15 protein-coding genes are annotated in these 19,477 nt (G+C 40.3%); 7 read left to right on the top strand and 8 right to left on the bottom strand.

The window, feature by feature from the left end; translation table 11 throughout:
• Positions 1-60 precede the first annotated feature (60 nt).
• From AC012T_RS24685 to hpsU, 3 genes are all read left to right on the top strand, one after another.
• Positions 61-996: a glycosyltransferase family 2 protein gene (locus AC012T_RS24685; RefSeq protein WP_487061661.1), complete on the top strand. Its 936-nt coding sequence runs from the start codon at positions 61-63 to the stop codon at positions 994-996.
• A gap of 107 nt (positions 997-1,103) precedes the next feature.
• Positions 1,104-2,033, top strand: a complete 930-nt coding sequence (locus AC012T_RS24690) for a glycosyltransferase family 2 protein (RefSeq protein WP_487061663.1) — start codon at positions 1,104-1,106, stop codon at positions 2,031-2,033.
• A gap of 51 nt (positions 2,034-2,084) precedes the next feature.
• Complete coding sequence (hpsU, locus tag AC012T_RS24695) at positions 2,085-2,651, top strand: hormogonium polysaccharide biosynthesis acetyltransferase HpsU (protein ID WP_487061665.1); 567 nt, start codon at positions 2,085-2,087, stop codon at positions 2,649-2,651.
• A 283-nt stretch (positions 2,652-2,934) separates the two neighbouring features.
• Here hpsU and AC012T_RS24700 read toward each other — a convergent pair whose 3' ends face one another.
• The 4 genes from AC012T_RS24700 to AC012T_RS24715 form a co-directional block, all read right to left on the bottom strand.
• A complete protein-coding gene (locus AC012T_RS24700; protein ID WP_487061667.1) occupies positions 2,935-3,306 on the bottom strand; it encodes a hypothetical protein in 372 nt (123 codons plus the stop codon).
• Between the two features lie 559 nt (positions 3,307-3,865).
• On the bottom strand, positions 3,866-5,068 hold the full coding sequence (locus AC012T_RS24705) for a WD40 repeat domain-containing protein (protein ID WP_487061669.1): 1,203 nt from the start codon (positions 5,066-5,068) through the stop codon (positions 3,866-3,868).
• A gap of 153 nt (positions 5,069-5,221) precedes the next feature.
• Positions 5,222-6,592, bottom strand: coding sequence for a DUF2330 domain-containing protein (locus AC012T_RS24710; RefSeq protein ID WP_487061671.1), 1,371 nt, complete (start codon positions 6,590-6,592; stop codon positions 5,222-5,224).
• 28 nt (positions 6,593-6,620) lie between these two features.
• The gene (locus tag AC012T_RS24715) at positions 6,621-7,478 is read right to left on the bottom strand and encodes an RnfABCDGE type electron transport complex subunit D (RefSeq protein ID WP_487061673.1); all 858 of its coding nucleotides are present in this window, start codon (positions 7,476-7,478) and stop codon (positions 6,621-6,623) included.
• Positions 7,479-7,618: 140 nt separating this feature from the next.
• Here AC012T_RS24715 and AC012T_RS24720 point away from each other — a divergent pair, with 140 nt between their 5' ends.
• Both AC012T_RS24720 and AC012T_RS24725 read left to right on the top strand, forming a co-directional pair.
• Entirely contained in the window at positions 7,619-8,314 is a 696-nt protein-coding gene (locus tag AC012T_RS24720; protein WP_487061675.1) for a polysaccharide deacetylase family protein, read from the top strand.
• 3 nt (positions 8,315-8,317) lie between these two features.
• Positions 8,318-8,473: a hypothetical protein gene (locus AC012T_RS24725; protein ID WP_487061677.1), complete on the top strand. Its 156-nt coding sequence runs from the start codon at positions 8,318-8,320 to the stop codon at positions 8,471-8,473.
• A gap of 18 nt (positions 8,474-8,491) precedes the next feature.
• Here the strand turns inward: AC012T_RS24725 and AC012T_RS24730 are convergent, their stop codons facing one another.
• Complete coding sequence (locus tag AC012T_RS24730) at positions 8,492-9,268, bottom strand: ABC transporter ATP-binding protein (RefSeq protein ID WP_487061679.1); 777 nt, start codon at positions 9,266-9,268, stop codon at positions 8,492-8,494.
• Positions 9,269-9,497: 229 nt separating this feature from the next.
• Here AC012T_RS24730 and AC012T_RS24735 point away from each other — a divergent pair, with 229 nt between their 5' ends.
• Positions 9,498-9,875: a hypothetical protein gene (locus tag AC012T_RS24735; protein WP_487061681.1), complete on the top strand. Its 378-nt coding sequence runs from the start codon at positions 9,498-9,500 to the stop codon at positions 9,873-9,875.
• Positions 9,876-10,239: 364 nt separating this feature from the next.
• The gene (locus tag AC012T_RS24740) at positions 10,240-10,884 is read left to right on the top strand and encodes a Spy/CpxP family protein refolding chaperone (RefSeq protein WP_487061683.1); all 645 of its coding nucleotides are present in this window, start codon (positions 10,240-10,242) and stop codon (positions 10,882-10,884) included.
• 113 nt (positions 10,885-10,997) lie between these two features.
• On the opposite strand, the gene AC012T_RS24745 is transcribed toward AC012T_RS24740, so the two are convergent.
• The 3 genes from AC012T_RS24745 to AC012T_RS24755 form a co-directional block, all read right to left on the bottom strand.
• On the bottom strand, positions 10,998-11,993 hold the full coding sequence (locus AC012T_RS24745) for a FecCD family ABC transporter permease (RefSeq protein ID WP_487061685.1): 996 nt from the start codon (positions 11,991-11,993) through the stop codon (positions 10,998-11,000).
• Positions 11,994-12,408: 415 nt separating this feature from the next.
• On the bottom strand, positions 12,409-16,947 hold the full coding sequence (locus AC012T_RS24750) for a phytase (RefSeq protein ID WP_487061687.1): 4,539 nt from the start codon (positions 16,945-16,947) through the stop codon (positions 12,409-12,411).
• Positions 16,948-17,313: 366 nt separating this feature from the next.
• Entirely contained in the window at positions 17,314-19,443 is a 2,130-nt protein-coding gene (locus AC012T_RS24755) for an alkaline phosphatase (RefSeq protein WP_487066758.1), read from the bottom strand.
• Positions 19,444-19,477 lie beyond the last annotated feature (34 nt).

Genomic DNA, 19,477 nt, shown 5'->3' on the forward strand with positions numbered 1-19,477 from the left:
AAGCAACCGTTGAATCGGATTTTATCTAAAAATCCAAATCTTCAAATACCAAACAAGGCCATGCCAGATATCCAAATCTCTGCCATCATTTGTACTCACAATCGAGATATGTACTTGGGTGCAGCAATCGACAGCCTATTGACGCAGGAGTTTACGGCTAACTTTGAAATTGTGGTAGTGGATAATGGATCTAGCGATCGCACTCGTGAAGTAGTAGAACAAAGATCCCATCATCCCCACCTCAAGTATATCTTTGAACCCACCCTAGGTTTATCTGTCGCTCGCAACACAGGTGCTAAAGCTGCCAGCGCTGAGATTCTTGCTTATTTGGATGATGATGCCGTAGCCAGTCCCCAATGGTTGCAAGTTTTGTATTCTGCATATGAGAATAACCCCAAAATAGCGATCGCAGGTGGCAAAGTTACCCTCATCTGGCCATCAGGCATTGAACCACCAAAATGGATATCTCCCGGACTAGCTGGCAACCTAGGAGCCTATGATTTGGGAGACAGCATCCTCCACATTGAACAGCCAGGAGACACCCCCAGAGGCTTAAATTACTCCATCCGGCGCAGTTTTCTAGACAACATCGGCGGTTTTGACCCCCAACTGGGGCGAGTCGGCAAAAACCTATTATCTAACGAAGAACTACAAATGACCGAATTTGCCCTCCAGAGTGGTTGGCAAGTCATTTACCTTCCCCAAGCCCTAGTTGCTCACAACGTTGCCCCAGAACGCCTCAAACCCTCCTGGTTTTTAAACCGGGGTTGGTGGCAAGGTATCAGTGAGTGCTATCGGGAACAACTTGCAGGTAAAGCCGGTCTTGGACAACTACAACGAGGTAGCGAAAAGTTTGTACGTGGCTTATATAAATCATTACAATATATTACTGATCCAGCCGAAAGATTTGATAAACTAGTCTATGCTTATGGTCAGATTGGTTACTTAAATGCTGCAATTCACGGACTTATGTCTAAAACCAACAAAAAAATATAGAAGAAGTCAGGAGTCAGGAGTAAAAGTCTTTTTCTGTATGGTTTTTGCCGTAAATTTTGTATCTCATTCAAATGAATACCGCTAATAAAAATTAAAGTAAAATTATTATGCCAGCTAAAATCCCAGTTTCCGTACTCATTCCTGCCAAAAATGAAGAAGCAAACTTACCTGCTTGTCTCACTAGTCTGGCAGTAGCCGATGAAATCTTTGTTGTCGATTCTCAAAGCAGTGATAAAAGCATCGAAATTGCGGAAAGTTACGGAGCTAAAGTTGTACAATTTAACTTCAATGGCAGTTGGCCAAAAAAGAAAAATTGGTCATTAGAAAATCTACCTTTTAGAAATGAATGGGTACTAATTGTTGATTGTGATGAGCGAATCACACCAGAATCCTGGGCAGAAATTGCCGAAGTAATTAAAAACGATGAATGTAATGGTTATTATATCAATCGTCGAGTATTCTTCCTAGGAAAATGGATTCGTCACGGAGGTAAATATCCTGATTGGAATCTGCGGTTATTTAAACATCAAAAAGGCCGCTACGAAAACCTCAACACCGAAGATATACGTAATACAGGCGATAACGAAGTTCATGAACACGTCATTTTGCAAGGTCAAGTTGGGTATCTCAAACATGATATGCTCCACGAAGACTTCCGCGACCTTTATCATTGGTTAGAAAGACATAACCGCTATTCTAATTGGGAAGCCCGTGTTTATTTTAATTTGCTCTCAGGTAAAGATAACGCTAATACTATTGGTGCAAATCTATTTGGTGATGCAGTACAACGGAAGCGCTTCTTAAAAACCGTTTGGGTACGCTTGCCATTTAAACCATTATTAAGGTTTATCTTGTTCTATATTATTCAACGCGGCTTTTTAGATGGCAAAGCCGGTTATATATATGGACGCTTACTGAGTCAATATGAATATCAAATTGGGGTCAAACTCTACGAATTAAGCAGTTGTGGAGGACAATTAAATACTGCAAACATCTCTGAATCTACCTCCTCAACTTTGTCTCAAGAAGTTGGGTAATTGGTAATAGGTAATTGGTATTTTTCTCCTGACTCCTGACTCCTGCCTCCCATGACCAATGAAAAACCTTTTGTAGATTTACGTAACTATAACCAATCTTGGTTTGACAGAGGTCGTCCAGGTTGGTATGTTTTGTTTTGGTGGTTGGTGCAAGCGATCGCATTTCCGCTCACTCCCCAACCGCTAAATGCATTACGTCGTCAGCTACTGCGGCTATTTGGAGCTAAAATTGGCAAAAGCGTATTAATCAGACCCACAGCCCGTTTCACCTACCCTTGGAAAGTTACCATAGGTGATTACAGTTGGATTGGTGATGATGTAGTTTTCTACAGCCTTGATCAAATTTTCATTGGTGAACACTGCATAGTTTCCCAAAAAAGTTATCTGTGTACAGGTAGTCACGATATCCAAGATCCTGCCTTTGGTTTGAAAACCGCAACTATAACCATCGGTAATGGTGCATGGGTAGCAGCAGATTGTTTTGTAGCCCCAGGAGTGGAAATTGGCGCTAATGCCGTCATAGGTGCGCGTAGCAGTGTATTTACTAATATGCCATCAAATCAAGTTTGTTGGGGAAGTCCCTGTCGTCCCCAGCATCCAAGAGTCAAAAAAGATTAGAGAACTCCATAGAATGATTGATCCTGTTTTAATATCATTCCCCTAAAGCTTGTCCCCCGCGAAAGTAGGGGTAATTCATGAATTACCCCTACTTTATTGGATCATGTTTTTTATAGAGTTCTCTTAGTTCTTCTAAATTATAAGACCTTGCGATAAGCGTAAAACTCAGCGGCTTTAGCCCTGAGATATAAGCGACACGATCAGTTTTAAACGCTTTGGTATTTTCTATTATTCAAAAAATCTGGAGGTGATAGGATGCGATGTCTCTTGAGGAACTCTAAATTTATTGTTCTTCTTGTATTTGTAAAAAAAATTCTCTTAACTCTTTAATATTGATATCTACCCACAAAGCTGAAAGAACTTTTTTATCATTAACATAAACGCTATTATTTGCAATTACAATTTGGTCGGGAGTGTAAGAATATGTTTTAACTGTAATTCTTAATAGATCCATAATCTGAATCTCATTTGGAGTAATCACAGCTATAGTGCGTGTCAACATTAAAAAACTGAGCAGTAAAAGTATTAAACCTGTAATTGTACTTATCGAAAATCCGGTTACTAATGATACACAAAGTATAAAAATACTACAAATTAACATAAAAATAGGCAAGATTTTTTTATATTTGACCTGCAAATTTGATGGATGATTCATATCTCTTAGTCAATGTAGAATTTTTTTTGCATTAACCCTCGAAAAGAGGAATTCTAGAATTTGTTGTTGAATGGTACTTCACTCTTTTGATGAGTACGCGATCGGTGAAAGCTAGTCAGAGTGAAGATTATCACTATTTTTTAGACGATCTAAAAATGGTATTTTGAGACACGTAAAGAGACATAATTCAGACTTGTCTCAAATTGTATCCTTTCTGAGACGGGGTTTAGCTAAGAATCTTATCTGGCAAGAGTTACGGAATGATAGCATCAAAACTCACTTTTCACAATCCCCCTTTTCGAGGGTTTATCCCAAAAACACCGAGTTGCGATCGCCTCGCTCAAGTGGCATAGATCAAAGCCCACACCATCTAAAAGCGTGGGTTTGGTCAGTTACGATAACGTTATGGTAACTAGAGCGATGACCTTTATTTCCAATAACTTTCATTAAACTCAAGTTTTCAATATGGGCGAGGTATCTAAAGCTTTTTATCAATAGGACTTACGCAAGATTGGACTCAAAACCTGATTCTTGGGTAGGGGTAATTCATGAATTACCCCTACTTCCATTCTTTTTTGCGTAAGTCCTGATCAAAATCGACATTCCAGAGTTTAATTGTTTTGTCTCTACTTGCAGAAGCAATAGTTTTACCATCTGCACTCCAAGCTACAGTCAAGATAATATCTTTATGTCCATTCAAGGTTTTAATCAATTTGCCTATGCCTGTATCCCAGAGTTTGATAGTACTGTCTGCACTACTAGAGGCGAGGGTTTTACCATCTGGACTCCAAGCCAGGCTACTAACCGCATCGCTATGCCCAGTTAGGGTTTTGATTAATTTATCTGTGCTTGTATACCAGAGTTGGATAGTTCGCTCTGTACTAGAAGAAGCGAGGGTTTTGCTGTCCCGACTCCAAGCCAAACCATAAACCGTTCCTCTATGTCCAAGGGTTTTGATTAATTCACCTGTATTTGCATCCCAGAGTTTGATAGTTCCATCCCCACTCCCAGAAGCGAGGGTTTTACCGTCCGGACTCCAAGCAACATTGTAAACCTCTAATGTATGTCCACGGAGGGTTTTGATTAATTTACCTGTGTTTGCATCCCAGACTCGAACGGTTTTATCCCAACCTCCCAAAGCGAGTTTTTTGCCGTCCGGACTCCAAGTTACACTCCAGAAACCGTGGCTACCAGTCAGGGTTTTGAGTCGTTTTCCAGTGGTTACATTCCAGATAATAATTTCGTTCCCACTTATAGAAGCAAGAGTTTTGTTCTCACTATTCCAAGCTACACCATATACCTGATAGCGATGATTTAGGGTTTTGATTAATTTACCCGTCGTTATATCCCAGAGTTTGATCGTACCGTCTGCACTACTAGAAGCGAGAGTTTTGCTATCTGCACTCACCGCTACACTGATAACAAAATCACTGTGTCCTGTCAAAGTTCTCTGCTCTGGTCGCTGTGCATCTGCGGTGATCATAATTTGATGATTTGTTCTTACCCCTTGAGTTTGTTTGAATTTTCCTCCTACTTTGAATGCAGAATTATCAGCCTCACTGGTTCTCAGTGTTGGGGAGAGATTTGTTTGTGCTGACACCGTTTTAACAAAGCTATCTGCAAGAATCGGATCAGCGGGTTGTTTTGGTTTTGTCAGTCCCTGTACTTGACAATTTGCTGTCAAAGCCAGCACAGCTAAACCAATTCCGGCTGCAATAGTTTTATGAGAGTTAGTTACTTGAAAAAAATTTCGTAAATCCATAATCATTCTTCACATGATATGTATAAAAGAAATTGCCTAGTTTCAGACTTTTGGACTTGAATATTAGTGCGGTGCGTCAGATAAAAACAATCTGTTATGTGCTAAATTATTGGGTCTGACGCACCCTACAACACTATTCCCCTTTTGACCGTTTCACAACCCTAACCAGGTTAATAAATTTTCCCACCAAGAACCTGTTGTAATTCCGATATTAAATTTCATTTTTTGGCGAATGTCTTGAATTTTCCAGTTCGTTAATTTGGCTAGAGTTTGGGCTTCTTGTTCAAAACGTCCAGACAAAGACCGTTTGTATTCCCTACCAGCAGAACACTGCAAGCTTCCTGTAAAGGGATGTTGTAAAACATAACGTCCTTGGAAAGATTCTTGATTGGAAGTTGTTTGAAACATCAAATCTTCAGGGAACTTATTGCGGGTATAGCGGACGTGCAAACGGGTAATAAAAACATTACCTGTGGGGAAGGGACGACGAAATTGAGGAGATGTTATGCCATTGTTATCGACATTATTGTCTAACCAAAATACACCAGCTTGCTTGAGTTCTTCTGAGTTGAGTGGATCAGCAGAACAAGGATCACAATTACTCATATTCCAAGCATATTCTAGAAAAGCTACTTTTTTATCTTCTTTGGTGTAAGAAGTTTGAAACATTGATTTATAGAAATCGCCAAATTCACTTTTAACAAAAACGGGAATATTGAGGTTAGAGGGAACTTTGACTGTGCGGTAATTGGTAACTTCGGCTTGTCCTTGGGGTGAAAGAATGTAGACTATTAAATCTTGCTCAGTTGTAGCGTTAATCATACCCAAGCGAATGGGCAACATAAACTTAGGTGATTCGTAAGAAATTTGTAGAGGTCGGAGTGATTGGTAGCCAGATTCTTCAAATTTATCTAGGTTGATTTTAGCAACAAAGAACTTCATTGAAGAACGAATATAGGGTTTGAGTAATTGATTTGATCCTCTGGGCATTTTGTAACCATTGCGATTAAGCCAAGTTTCTAAACCACCAGATTCTTTTGCACTGAGAACAACAATGTCGTATTCACCAACGTTGAATTGTGCCTCAACGGTGACACCTAAACTGTTATCTTGTCTCCTGCTTTCCGCTGCACCTCTGGCTGCTGACATTGGTGCTGGGACAGCGCTCATTTTGTCAAGCGGGGCGCAGGGATCTTCGTCAAAATATTCTACTAATCTAGGAGCGCTAAAAGCATCCAATCGTTCAATAATTCTCGGTTCAGCAACGCGGACTTGTTCTTTTTTGATGACGGTTGGTACTGGTACGACCATTGCAAAGTCTTTAACTTCGCCTTGAAAGTCGTTAGCCATTGTTAATACTGTTTTATTATCCTGCCGTGCAATAACTACTTGAGAAGCTTTGTTGTAGAGTTTAGTATCAGCTTTGGCAACATAAAAACCACAAAAAGCTAATGCTGTTGGTGAAAAAGATAGGATAGCAATAAGGGCTATTAGTAAAGGGATAAATAATTTAAATTTTTTCATTGTTTTGGTAATTGGTGATTGGTAATTGTTAATTGGTGATTGGTGATTCTTCCCCTGCCCCATCTGCTTCCTTCAACCAAGAAAATCTAGGGGAGAACCAGAGGGTATCTATGAGAATAGTTAATGGTGCGATCGCAAATAATGCCCAAAAAACTGCGGTAGAGAGAAAAAAATAATTCCGCAAAATAAAGGTAATCATGGCAATAGTTACAGCCCAAATTATCCTCCCTGTGCGGGCGTTGGGAATTGACCGGGGATCTGTCACCATAAATAAGGCAAATAGGATTAAAGAACCACTTGTCAAGCGATGCAAGTAAACATCCCAAGTCCAACCTAGCCAAAGATTACGCACGGCTTCTAGTAGGGAGTAAGCACCTAAAAAGGCTGCTGTGGTGTCCCAACGACCAACCCGTTGTAAAATCATGCCTCCTGTGCCAGCGAATAGCAGCCCATACCACCATTCTTCACCCCACTGTCCGGGGGAAACCCAGGCATCAGAGGTGAGTGCTAAGACGGTAATGATGCCGAAGTTGGCAGGGTTGAAGAAATGCTTCTCACCAGTTTGGAAGATAAATTTGCTACCTATGGCAGTGACTGCGGCTAAAACCATTGTTGTCCAATGGTCAGCCCGTAACAATAAACTGAGTCCGAGAGAGGTAATTAAGGGACTGCGGATATTGATTATGGGTTGATGATCAGTTGCTTCTGGGCTAATGAAGAATGACCAATGACTGATGGCTAAGGAAAATATCAGTTGAGTTGTGATACAGGTTGCGATCGCTATTAAAATTAATATAGGTCGCAGTGTCCAGTCTCTTGTGCCAATCCCTAAAATTAGGAATAAGCTCAAAAATAGAATTTGATAATCTCGAATATCTTTAAACATTACCCCTGTATGCGGGTATTACCCCTAACTTTCTCATCAATTTAGACCAGAGTTAGGGGAAATCATATTCTCGTTACAAAATTTGTTACAGGATTTTGATACAAATCTAGCACTTCTACCCCCCATAACTAATAATTCCTATGCACTTTGCACCTCTTTTCCCGCTGATTTACCGTGTTCTTCAGCCGAGTTTTCCTAATTGTCTTTGGCATGGTAATCTTCATAGTCAAGCGATCGCTTCACCCGCAGTAGGCATCGCACTCACTTTTGATGATGGACCCCATCCTCTATACACACCGCAAGTATTAGCCGTTTTAGATCGTTACAAAATTACAGCTAGTTTTTTCTGGTTGGGTGTTTGTGTCAACCGTTCACCGCATATTGCCAAAGCTGTCACAGATGCAGGACACTGGGTAGGTTTGCATGGTTATGAACATCACTCTTTTCCCATGCTTTCCTCAACTGACCTCAAGCAGAGTTTAGAAAAAACCCAAGCCGCTATCTACAATGCTTGCAATCTACAACCCGAACAAGTGCGCGATGTTCGTCCCCCTAACGGTTTTTTTACACCTACAACTTTAAAATTATTTCAACAATGGAACTACAGACCAGTCATGTGGAGTGTTGTCCCAGAAGATTGGGTGCGTCCTGGTGTATCTGTAGTTGTTCAACGAATACTTCAACAGGTAAAAAGTGGCTCAATAATTGTCTTGCATGATGGTGTTTGTGGTGGACAAGATGTGGCAGAAATTATCCAAATCCTGATTCCAAAATTATTACAACAAGGCTATGAATTTGTAACTGTTGATAGTTTATGGCAGCATCAGGAGTGCTGAGTAATGAGTAATGAGTTGTCTCGTTCCCAGTCTCCGACTGGGAATGTCATCACAGAGGCTCTGCCTCTAATATTACTCAAGGCAGAGCCTTCTAGAATTCATTCCCATACAGAGTATGGGAACGAGAAATACAGAGTATGGGAACGAGAAAATGAGTAATGAGTTAGTGAGCGATTTTTATATTGGAGAGATGGCACAAACTTGCAAGCCTACAGGAGTGTGAATAATCACAGATTCCACACCAAAAACATGAGCAATATTATGAGATGTCAGCACAGTTTCGGGTGTACCAACTTCCCAAAGATTTCCTTGTTTTAATAAAGCCATGCGGGAACTATAACGGGCAGCTAAATTTAATTCGTGTAAAACGGTGACTATAGTTAAATTTTGCTGCTGATTGAGATTTTTCAGTAACTCTAATAATTGTAATTGATAATTTATATCTAAATACGTTGTCGGTTCATCTAGTAATAATACCTTTGGTTCTTGAGCTAAAGCTAAGGCTAAAAAAGCCCGTTGTCTTTCACCACCAGATAGTTCTTCAACCAAGCGATCGCTAAAATCTTCTAATTGTGTTTTTTTAATTGCCCCCTCAACCTTTTGTCTATCTTTAGCACTTAATTCCCATTGCCACCAAGGTTGATAGGGTGTCCTACCTAGACTGACTAATTGACTCACCGTTAAACCGGCAGGAACTGTTTGCTGTTGTGGTAAAAGTGCTAATTTTTGAGCTACTAAATTTGCAGGTTGCGAGTGAATCGCTTTCCCATCGAGTAAAATTACTCCTTGTTGTGGGGCAAGAATTCGACTAATTAATTTTAATAAAGTAGATTTACCTGAACCATTAGCACCAACCAAACTTAACCATTCTCCAGTTTGCAAAGCAAGGTTAATATCATGGATAATTGGCGAAACAGTATAACCACCCGTAAGATTTTTTAATTCGAGAGGCATATGATTAATATAATCACTTTTAAAAACAATATATCTGCTACTTTATTTCTAACAGACTAGATGAGTTTTTGCAACGTCATTACTTTTTCTTAATATCAGGAAAACATGACTTTAGTCATGATTAGATTAGTGACTTTTTACCTATATGTCTATGCAACTATAATTTTATGCTTTAAATAGGTTGAATAAAACAACCCCAAAAGTAATTTCATTTTCAAGAATACTCATTATGAATTTGCAGAAAGCTCTCATCTTAATTGGTACACTTGGTTTGGTTACACTAGGTAGTGTGGGAATATCTCCAGCCTTAGCCGATCATCCAAATAATTCTAGAAATCAGCACCAAGAAACTCGTTACAGACGAGATAATAATCACAGACGAAACAATCATCACAGACGAAACAATCATCACAGACGAGATGATAATCACAGACGAGATAATAATCACAGACGTGACGATAATTACAGACGCGATGATAATTACAGACGTGATGATAACTACAGACGCGATGATAATTACAGACGCGATGATAATTACAGACGCGATGATAATTACAGACGTGATGATAACTACAGACGTGATGATAATAGAGGAAGAAGATATTAAGATGAAAGATTCGGCTGAGTGTTACTGCTAGTTTTTTAACTACCATCTTATATCTACTTTCTTTAAGAAGATATAGATGGTATTTTTAAGTTGTAGACAGTAAATAGATTTTTGAGATATATCATGATAAATGATATACAACTAGTCTAGTTAGAGGATGTTTGAAAAGTGGTATTCGGTAATTTTCATCACATTTTTACCCCCTTTATTCCCCTCTTGATAAGGGGGAAACCAGAAAATCCAGTTCCCTCCCCTTGATAAAGGGAGGGTTAGGGAGGGGTAAAAATATTTGATAGATACATCAATCATGACTTTTCAAACAGCCTCTTATTGGAAATGAAATGTACTGATGGAGTATCAATTTATGAACTATAGGCTGATGTTGGGTACTGCTGCAATTGCTATTCTCACTTTAGGATGTCAATTATCTCCTAATGGTGGATTATCTTTGCCTAATGATTCTACTGATAACGAGAGAATTTCTACATCTTTTCCTAATAATTCTAATGAGAACAATAATGGCAGAAATTCTACATCTTTTCCCAATAACTCTACTGAGAATGAAAGAAGCTCTACATCGTCAACAGACCTAAATCTAGCTTCAGAAAGGATGTCAGAACTTAATTTGACTAACACTCAAAAAGCACAAGTGAGACGAATTAGAGAGGAAAGTGAAGAGAAAATTTTGGCACTATTATCTCCTCAACAGCGACAAAGATTACAATCTAGTAGTAATGGTCGGAATCAATTGTCTATGAGAAAACTGCGATCGCTAAATCTGACAGCAGAGCAAAGGCAAGAAGTGCGCGAAATTACACGTGAGCAACAACAAGAAATTCAGGCAATTTTGACACCGGAGCAACAAGCCAAATTAAGACAATACCGTAGAAATCCCAGAAACAGTTCCTACAATAGAAATGATTCATACAATAGGAATGATTCATACAATAGAAACGATGCATACAATAGGAATGATTCAGACAACACAAATGATTCAGACAACAACTAATGCTGAAATTAGAGTGTGTGATTATCTGTAGCTAATTTCTGATCATCAAATTCTCTGCGTAATTTCCTATTTATAGTAATCCTAAATCATTTTTTTATAATTGCCTTTAGCAATCACCAATTACCAGAACGACGATAAAGCAACCAAATAAATAATGGTGAACCTAATAAAGCAGTCACCGAACCTACAGGAAGTTCTACAGCACCTAATCGAGAAAGTAAATCTGCAAACATTAATAACCACGCACCTGCAAGGGCTGAAAGTGGTAAAACAAAACGGTTATCTGTGCCGACAATTAAACGCACACCATGAGGAACAACTAAACCGACAAAACCGATTAAACCACCGATACTAACAGCACCTGCGGCTAATAAAGTGGCAATACCACCAATTAATAAACGCGATCGCAGTAACGAAACCCCTAATCCTACAGTCATATCATCACCCAAAGCCAAGACATTGAGCGATCGCCCTAACAAACACCCCACCAGCAAAGCTACAATAATATAAGGCCCCGCTGTATAAATTTCTTGCCAACCCCGACCATTTAAACTACCAACTAACCAACTAAGCGCGATTTGCACCTGTCCATCTTCTGCCATTAATAACAACGTACTCTGCACAGAACCAAATAACGCACTCACCGCTACCCCACCTAAAATCAACCTTTCCACCGAAATACCCGAACCAGTCCGACCGAGAAAAATGACTATCCCAGAGGTCAAAATTGCCCCCAACCAAGCCGCTAAAGGAATCGCTATCGGGAAGACTTGCAAAACAATCATAATAATTACAATTAGTCCTGCACCAGCAGAAATTCCCAATATAAAAGGGTCAGCTAAACTATTACGTAACATCCCTTGTAACAATGCGCCAGACATTCCCAAAGCTGCACCCACAATCAATGCCGCGACAATGCGAGGTAGCCGTAAATCCCAAAGAATAGTTTGTTTAGTTGGGTCGCCTTGGCGCATTAATGCTTGATACAATTCCGAAAAATTGATAGAAACCGCACCTTGAGAAAGAGACAGTAACAGCGTGATTACCAAGGCGCTACTGAGAAGTAAAATTGCCCAGAGTAGGCGATGTTTTGTGAAGATTGTCTGCATTTTTTATTTGCGTTGATCTGCGTCCATCTGCGTTTAATTATTACTGCTTGTACTTCACATAAATAGGAATTGTCATATCTAATTATAGGATGTTGCCACAATTTAGCAGAGATATTGGCAGCACAAAAAAGCGAGGAAGTATTACTTCCCCGCACAAGAACGAACAATCCACGAATTTTAATCAATTGAGATTGTTGAATTTCACAAATCTGCATTAGTCTCCCACGAGTGCTAATGAGAAATCAGATTTTGATACTTCTACTCACCCAATTTCCCTAAACTGATTTAGAGTTCTCCCATTAAAAAAATATCCCAAAATTTCTTGTGGTGCGGGCATCTTGCCCGCTAATAATAAAAGGACGGGCAAGATGCCCATCCCACAAGATTGGATCATCTTTTTTGTGGAGTTCTCTTACTACGCGAAGGCGAAATTAGCAGCAGTTAAGCTAGTAGTATTAATTCCATTGAGAACTGCAATAGTTGTACTACCCACAGCAATGCTATTACCACTGAGAGTTAGATCACTAAAGTCAAAACCTGCACCTTGACCACCAATACCTAAAACATCAGTACCGATTTCAAAATCAAGGACGGTGTTAGCAGTACCGGGTAAATCGCCGCTTAGAATCCAGAATTGGTCAGCACCAGCACCACCAGAAAGCAAGTTACCACCACCATCTTGGACATAGAATTGATCATCACCGTCACCACCTAAAGCGCGTCCATCTGCACCTAAGTAGAAAATATCATTACCTGTACCACCGGAAAGACGGTAGCCAGTGGCTTCTGTAGCGTCGATTTCATCATTGCCACTACCACCAAAAGATCTATCTCCATCAGCAACAAAAATGGTATCCTGACCACTACCTGTAAAGACGCGGTTGTCACCAACTAAACTCCCACCAATAGGGATATCTACTTCATCATTGCCGGAACCAGTAAATACAATGTCTTGAATACCGTCTAACTGGACAACTCCATTGACCGAAGCACCTGCAATTAAAGTATCTGCATTGGGACTACCAAAAACAAGTTCTGGAACTTCTACAAGGTTATAGGGTAATTCCAAAATACCCAACTTCTCAGGAGTTGTAGTTCCGGCAACGTTGAAATCATTATCGTTAATTAAAGCTAGAGTATTGGGTGCAACTAATGCTAAACCTTCTAATTTCTCAACTCCTGTGTAACCCAATTGGGCAGCATTAGCAATCAAACTCTTACTAACGGCAGTAATTCCAGCAGTTACTAACTCAGATGGTGTCAGTTGTTCAATAGTTTTACCAGATGGTAAATTAAAGTTAGCAGAATTATTGATATTAGTAGCTGTTGCTAAATCAATTTGGTAGATGAGTTTATTAGAAGTGTTATCACTTCTATCATCTCTTTCGACAACGGCAAATTTTCCATTACCTAAAGAAACAGCATCACCGATTTTATCTGTTTTCGCAGTACCACTACCTGTAATATCGTCGAGAAGATAGAGATATTCGCCTGTTACCTGTTTAGAAATGATGTCAAATTCTAGAATTCGTAAATTTCGAGAATTTCTAGATGTTGTATCACTACCATTATCAGGATTATCAATGGGACTCTGAATAAAAGCATAAAGCTTATTACCCTCTAATGCGATCGCTTCAAATCCCCGATTAGCGCGTCTTTGGGAGTATACTGCTGGTAATACCTCAGTCCCAAAAGTTCCTGCGGCTTGGTCTGGGTTGGGTGCTGTGGCTGTTCCTTGGGGAATAAAACGGTCAAGTAATTTACCGTTAACATTAAAATGGTAAATCGCCGGACGGTATTCATCAACCATCCAATAGTCGCCGTTTTCAGCAATAACAATACCCTCTAAGTCTGCACCAAAAGGATCATTGGGTATGACTTGACCATTCAAATCTACACCAATTTCATCGGTGTAAGCTGTACCACTAGCACCAGCTTGCAGGTTGGGAAGTCCAGTTAAAGGAGTAGTACCATCTGATGCAAATAACCCAGTTCTCTTGGTAATGCTGATTTCACCAGTAGTTTGATTAAGTTCAAAGCTGACTATTTCTGGTTGGAAATCGGGTAATAGAAATGGTCTATTTTGACCTGTGGGTTCTCCATTTGGCCCCCGGTCTGTGTGGGTAACAAATTTCCAGTTACCATTAGCTGCCACTCCTTGGAAATACAACCCAGAGAAGCCACCTAAGAAGATATCTTGACCTGCGGAAGTTGTTCCTAATTTGGGCAGGTTGTCAAATTCGTAATTAGTTAATCTGGGTTGAAGTACGGGGTTACGGGGGTCGTAACTGGTGGTGTCAATTTTGAAGATATCGGGAAGGGTATTTGCAATGTTTTCCCAAGGAACAAATTTAAAGTTGCTGTTGACGTTTTCTATTTCCCCATCATCCTCAACTAGTTTGGCTGGGTCGTTGTTACCATCTTGGGTAACAAATAGACCATAGGGGAAATTTGCACCAAGAGGGACGTTGACGACATCTGCACCGTCTGATTCTTGGACGCTATCAATTGCACCGTTGTTACCGATACCAAAACGCCCTAAAAATTCGTTGTTGCCTTCACGGGTATATGCTGCAAAGGTGTTATCTCCTTGACTAGATGCGAGTAAGTAACCTGTACCGTTAGCACCGTAGTATATAGTTAGTCCTTCTACGTCATCTACGAGATTGCTACCACCCAAATCTTTGACTACATCAATCAGTTTACCTGTGTTGCTACCGTTGGGTTCTGCATCAAATTTCCAAATACCAACATTTTCTTGACCAATATAGAGGAAGCCTGTTTCTTGGTCTACAACCATTCCCTCTGTTTGGGGGTCAATGCCATTAATTGTAGGTACAGTAAATTCTCGGACTAGTTCTGCACCAATTTTACCGTTGCCGATGTCAATTAATTTTAACTGGGCTATATCTCCAGTTTCTCTGCGTCCTGTGAAGACATAGTAATCATTGGTAAAAGGACTGCGATATATTGTGAGTCCGTAGGAACTGCGAGAAGATGGTTCGTAGGGAGGGTCAAAGGGTGCAGCTTGGAAAATTGTACCAATATTGCTGTCGGTGATATCTTCTAAATAGTTGCCGTTGGTAGAGTTGGGGTTGATTTTGAAGATTACTAGCTTATCATTATTGCGATCGCTTGCTACGGCAATATCAATGGACTCTCCACCCAGTTTAAACCCATATTGCAAGTCAATGTTGTTATAACGAATCTCCCCAGGATTTACTGTTTGCAACAAATTCCCAGACAAGTCATAAACCCGCAGTCCGGCATTTTTGACCGCAGTTAATACTAAGCTATTTGCAGAATCTTCTGCATTGACGTAGATAGCTGGGTCATCCGCATCTGCATTTTGATCTACTGTAGCCTGTCCTGGGTCTTCATCATCAAATAAGTCAGGAGTGGTTTCAACTGTAGGTGCAGCACTGGGAAGTATTTCATAAAAGCTAACAGTATTACTAACTTCATTAGCAACTGTCAGCATTGGTTTACCATTAGGACTATCTTCAGCAGAAATAAATTTTAAACCTTCAGGACTAACATCACCTTCGGTTCTAATATACTGGACAAACTCAGGTGCAGTTGGGTCGCTGAGGTTATAAACCATTACCCCACCACCAGCACGTTCTAAGCCCACAAATCCATAAGTTTTGCCATCAATAACACCAACTACTACACCTTCTGGTTCAGGGCCTTTATTATCTGAACGCGTGTCAAAATCGTCAGGATCTCCGTTGTTTGCATTAAAAAGTGCAGGTGTTTGTTGTGCCAGAATTTGTTCAATCTGGTCGCCACTATCGTATACTAATTGACCTTGAGAATTCCAAATGGAGAAAGAACGAGTACCGTAAGCATAAAGTTGATCAAAATCTCCATCTCCGTCTGTATCTCCCAGAGTATTGGTAATGATCAGACGACCCAAATTTTCATCTTTTTGTAATTCAGCCGCATTAGGAAAAGCTGTTGGATCAAGTATGACATTCTTAACCCTTATTTCTTCATTAAAAATATCGCCTTCTCCATCATTAGGTGCAGGTAAAATATCATCACCAGTGGGACGAATGCGAGCATCTCCTTCATTTGCAGTGATGTAGTAAGTGTTGCCACCAACTTGAAAAGAGCTAATAGCATCCGGTTGGTACATCCCCAAAACAGGCCAATTTTGGATATTTATACCATCATCTCTATCACTAGCATCAAGACCATTTCCAGCTAAACTATGGTCTTTGAAACCCAGAGGTAAAACATCGGTAATAGTCCCGCTGGCTATATCAAGAACAGCTACAGCATTATTTTCTTGTAGCGTGATAAAAGCAGTTTGATTATCAGGTGAAACTGCAATATACTCTGGTTCAAAATCTTCAGCTACTGAAGCATTAAGCCCAAACAGTCTTACTCCTGCTGCTTTTAAAGTTGCTTCTTGTCCATTAAATGCGGTAAAATCAGCAGTTGTAACTTTACTATTATCTAAACTGGCAATATTGCCAGAAACATCAATAATGCTAACTGAACCTTCTGGATCAATTGTATAATCTTCATTTGGTTCTCCTTCGTTAGCAACAAGTAATTTGCTACCATCGGGAGTGAAAGTGATCATATCGGGTAAAGCGCCAACTGTCACTTCTGAAAGTTTAGTGAGAGTAACCGCATCATAAAAAGCAACTTTACCAGCATCGGTACTATTGTTAGCAGAAACTGCCACAGCAAAAATGCTATTTTCTGTTCCTGTACCTTTTTTGACGGCGACACTTTGAATTCCGCCACCTAAGCTAGAAAAATCAATGTTAGTAATCTTAGTGGGGTTGCCTGGGTTAGAAACATCTACTACTTGAATAACTGGATTGCCTTCAGATTCCCCAATCACGAAAAGGCGTTGAGATTTGGCATCAAAATCAGAAATTTCTGCACCGTCTAATTGAATTGTGCCTATTTGATTAAGTTGAATTGTATTTGTCATGGTAAATATCTGTAATTAAAAGATGAGCATTAGTTAGTTTGTAGTCAGGATTTTAGTCTTTTGGAAATTTTCAAGAAAAGGTTAAAACCTTAACTACAAAGAAAAAGCTATCTCAATAAAATTAAGAACTAAATAACAGAAGGTTAAGAAGTGAGGTTGCCTAAAATGGTTAAAATTTCAAGGGTCAAACAGATGAAACTTGAGGGTAAGCGTACAATTAATTCCCAAAATTTTTGCGCCTTCGATCCAAAATACGTTGTTTCTCTTTACGCCTTTGCGTGAGATTATCCTCTTGACAAATCTCAAACACCAGCGAATAAAAACAGAGGAGAGGAAAGAAAACCTTTCTCTCTCCCTTTAAACTTTTTACAAGAAGGCGAAATTAGCAGCAGTTAAGCTAGTAGTATTAATTCCATTGAGAACTGCAATAGTTGTACTACCCACAGCAATGCTATTACCACTGAGAGTTAGATCACTAAAGTCAAAACCTGCACCTTGACCACCAATACCTAAAACATCAGTACCGATTTCAAAATCAAGGACGGTGTTAGCCGCACTGGGTAAATCGCCGGTCAGAATCCAGAATTGGTCAGCACCAGCACCACCAGAGAGCAAGTTACCACCACCTTCAACAACATAGAAAATGTCATTACCTTCACCACCTAAAGCGCGTCCATCTGCACCCAGGTAGAAGGTATCATTACCAGCACCACCGGACATCCGGTTTTCACCTTGTCCATCAACAGCATAGAATTCATCATTCCCACTGCTGCCAAAAACGCGATCGCGCCGACTGACATTAATCATATCCTCGCCACTACCACCAAAGACGCGGTTGTTACGAGCATTATTATTGAATGCCAAATCTATCTCATCATTACCTGCACCAGTAAATATAGTGTCTTGAACACCATCTATATTACTCAATGCAATCAAGGTATCACTATCAGATGTTCCCAAAACCAAGTCTTCTTGATTAACTTCAGTCACCGCAGCAAACATAGTTTGAGCGATATGGGTTTGATCATTTAAACCCGCAATTCCAGGAACATCAAAACCATAAGCTTCATATCCTTTACCAACCAAATCTTTAAGCACTTCCGAATCAGCACCTTGGTAATAAACAGGTACAGGACGATTGGAATGGCTACCCCATCCATACTTGACATTGGAGTCAGATCCCCAGAAATTGCCAGATTCAGCAGGTGTATCCAAAGCGGTTAAGGCTTCAGCGCCCTTAGTTTGCAACAGAGTGGGGAAGTCACCGTTGAGAGTTAAATAATGGTCATGGTCAGCAGTAACAATCAGTTGATTATCTTCCCAACCACCATTCTGCTCAATCCAGGCCATAACCGAGCCTACAGCCTTGTCAAAGTCCAAGGTAGCACCGATCAGGTTGTCAATATTGTCATCATGAGCAGCCCAGTCAATATCACCACCCTCAACCATCAACCAAAAACCATCAGGATCTTTACCCAATACTTCTAATGCTGCGGTCGTCAATTGGTCGAGGGTTGGGTTCTCGTTGCGTTCTGTGGCAATGAATTCTGCGTCTGTTTCTCCAAAATTCAAGGGTCTGAGGGTATCTGGATTTAGCCCTTGAGTAGCAAAATTGCTGAACATATCCAAACCGGTGGTGCTGTAGTCACCGTCAGCAGAACTTACAGGCAAGTTACCGTTTTGACCACGTGCGCCATATAAGCCTAGAAGGCGATCGCCCTTTTCAGGATCAAGTTGAGCAGCAGTATTAGCTAAAACTTGAGCAGCATTCTCACCACGCTCCAAAAATGTGTAATCGTAAATGTTACTGGTTGGTTTGGTGCTAAGTTCGGTGTAAGTAGATGCTTTGATGTAAGTATTATCAGTATTCGGCTCAACTCCCTCTGGCAGTGGATTTCCGGGAGTAGATAGGGGATGACCACCACCTAGTAACACTGTCGGTTGATATTTGCGGAGTTCCTGTTGGAGGATGTTATCCAGTGCTGGATAGTCATCGTCATATTTGTTACGACGGTTAACATTTGCAGCAGCAGCAGCAGGTGTTGCATGGTCAATAGGTACAGATGTAACTAGACCCGTTGACTTACCTTGATCCGCAGCCTTTGCAAGAACACCCTCTAAGGAATTCTCAAATATATCAACGCCGATCGCGTTGTTGTAGCTCTTAACTCCGGTGTACAAAGTAGTCGCAGTATTCGCAGAGTCAGGATAGCTGTGCTTGATGTACTCAGGGTCATTCCCAGGAGTCCAAGGATTAACACCACCACGGACGGGATCGTAGCCTACAAGGTTGCCAACAACACCATCGCTAACTTTTGCCCCACCGCTGGCAGTAGTACCAGGATTAAAAGTTGGATCAAATTGGAAACCAGGCAGAACTTGACTTTCTCCGGTGACAGGATTTGTTCCGTCTAATGCTCCATTACCAGTGTTATAAACTCCATTGCTGCCAGCAATAGTTGTTCCGTAGGTAGTTACTAAACCGTAGTTTTCCAGCTTTTGAAAGTTAAGTCCTTCTCCCTTGCCTTCC

Source organism: Anabaena sp. EIM26, from assembly GCF_057568715.1.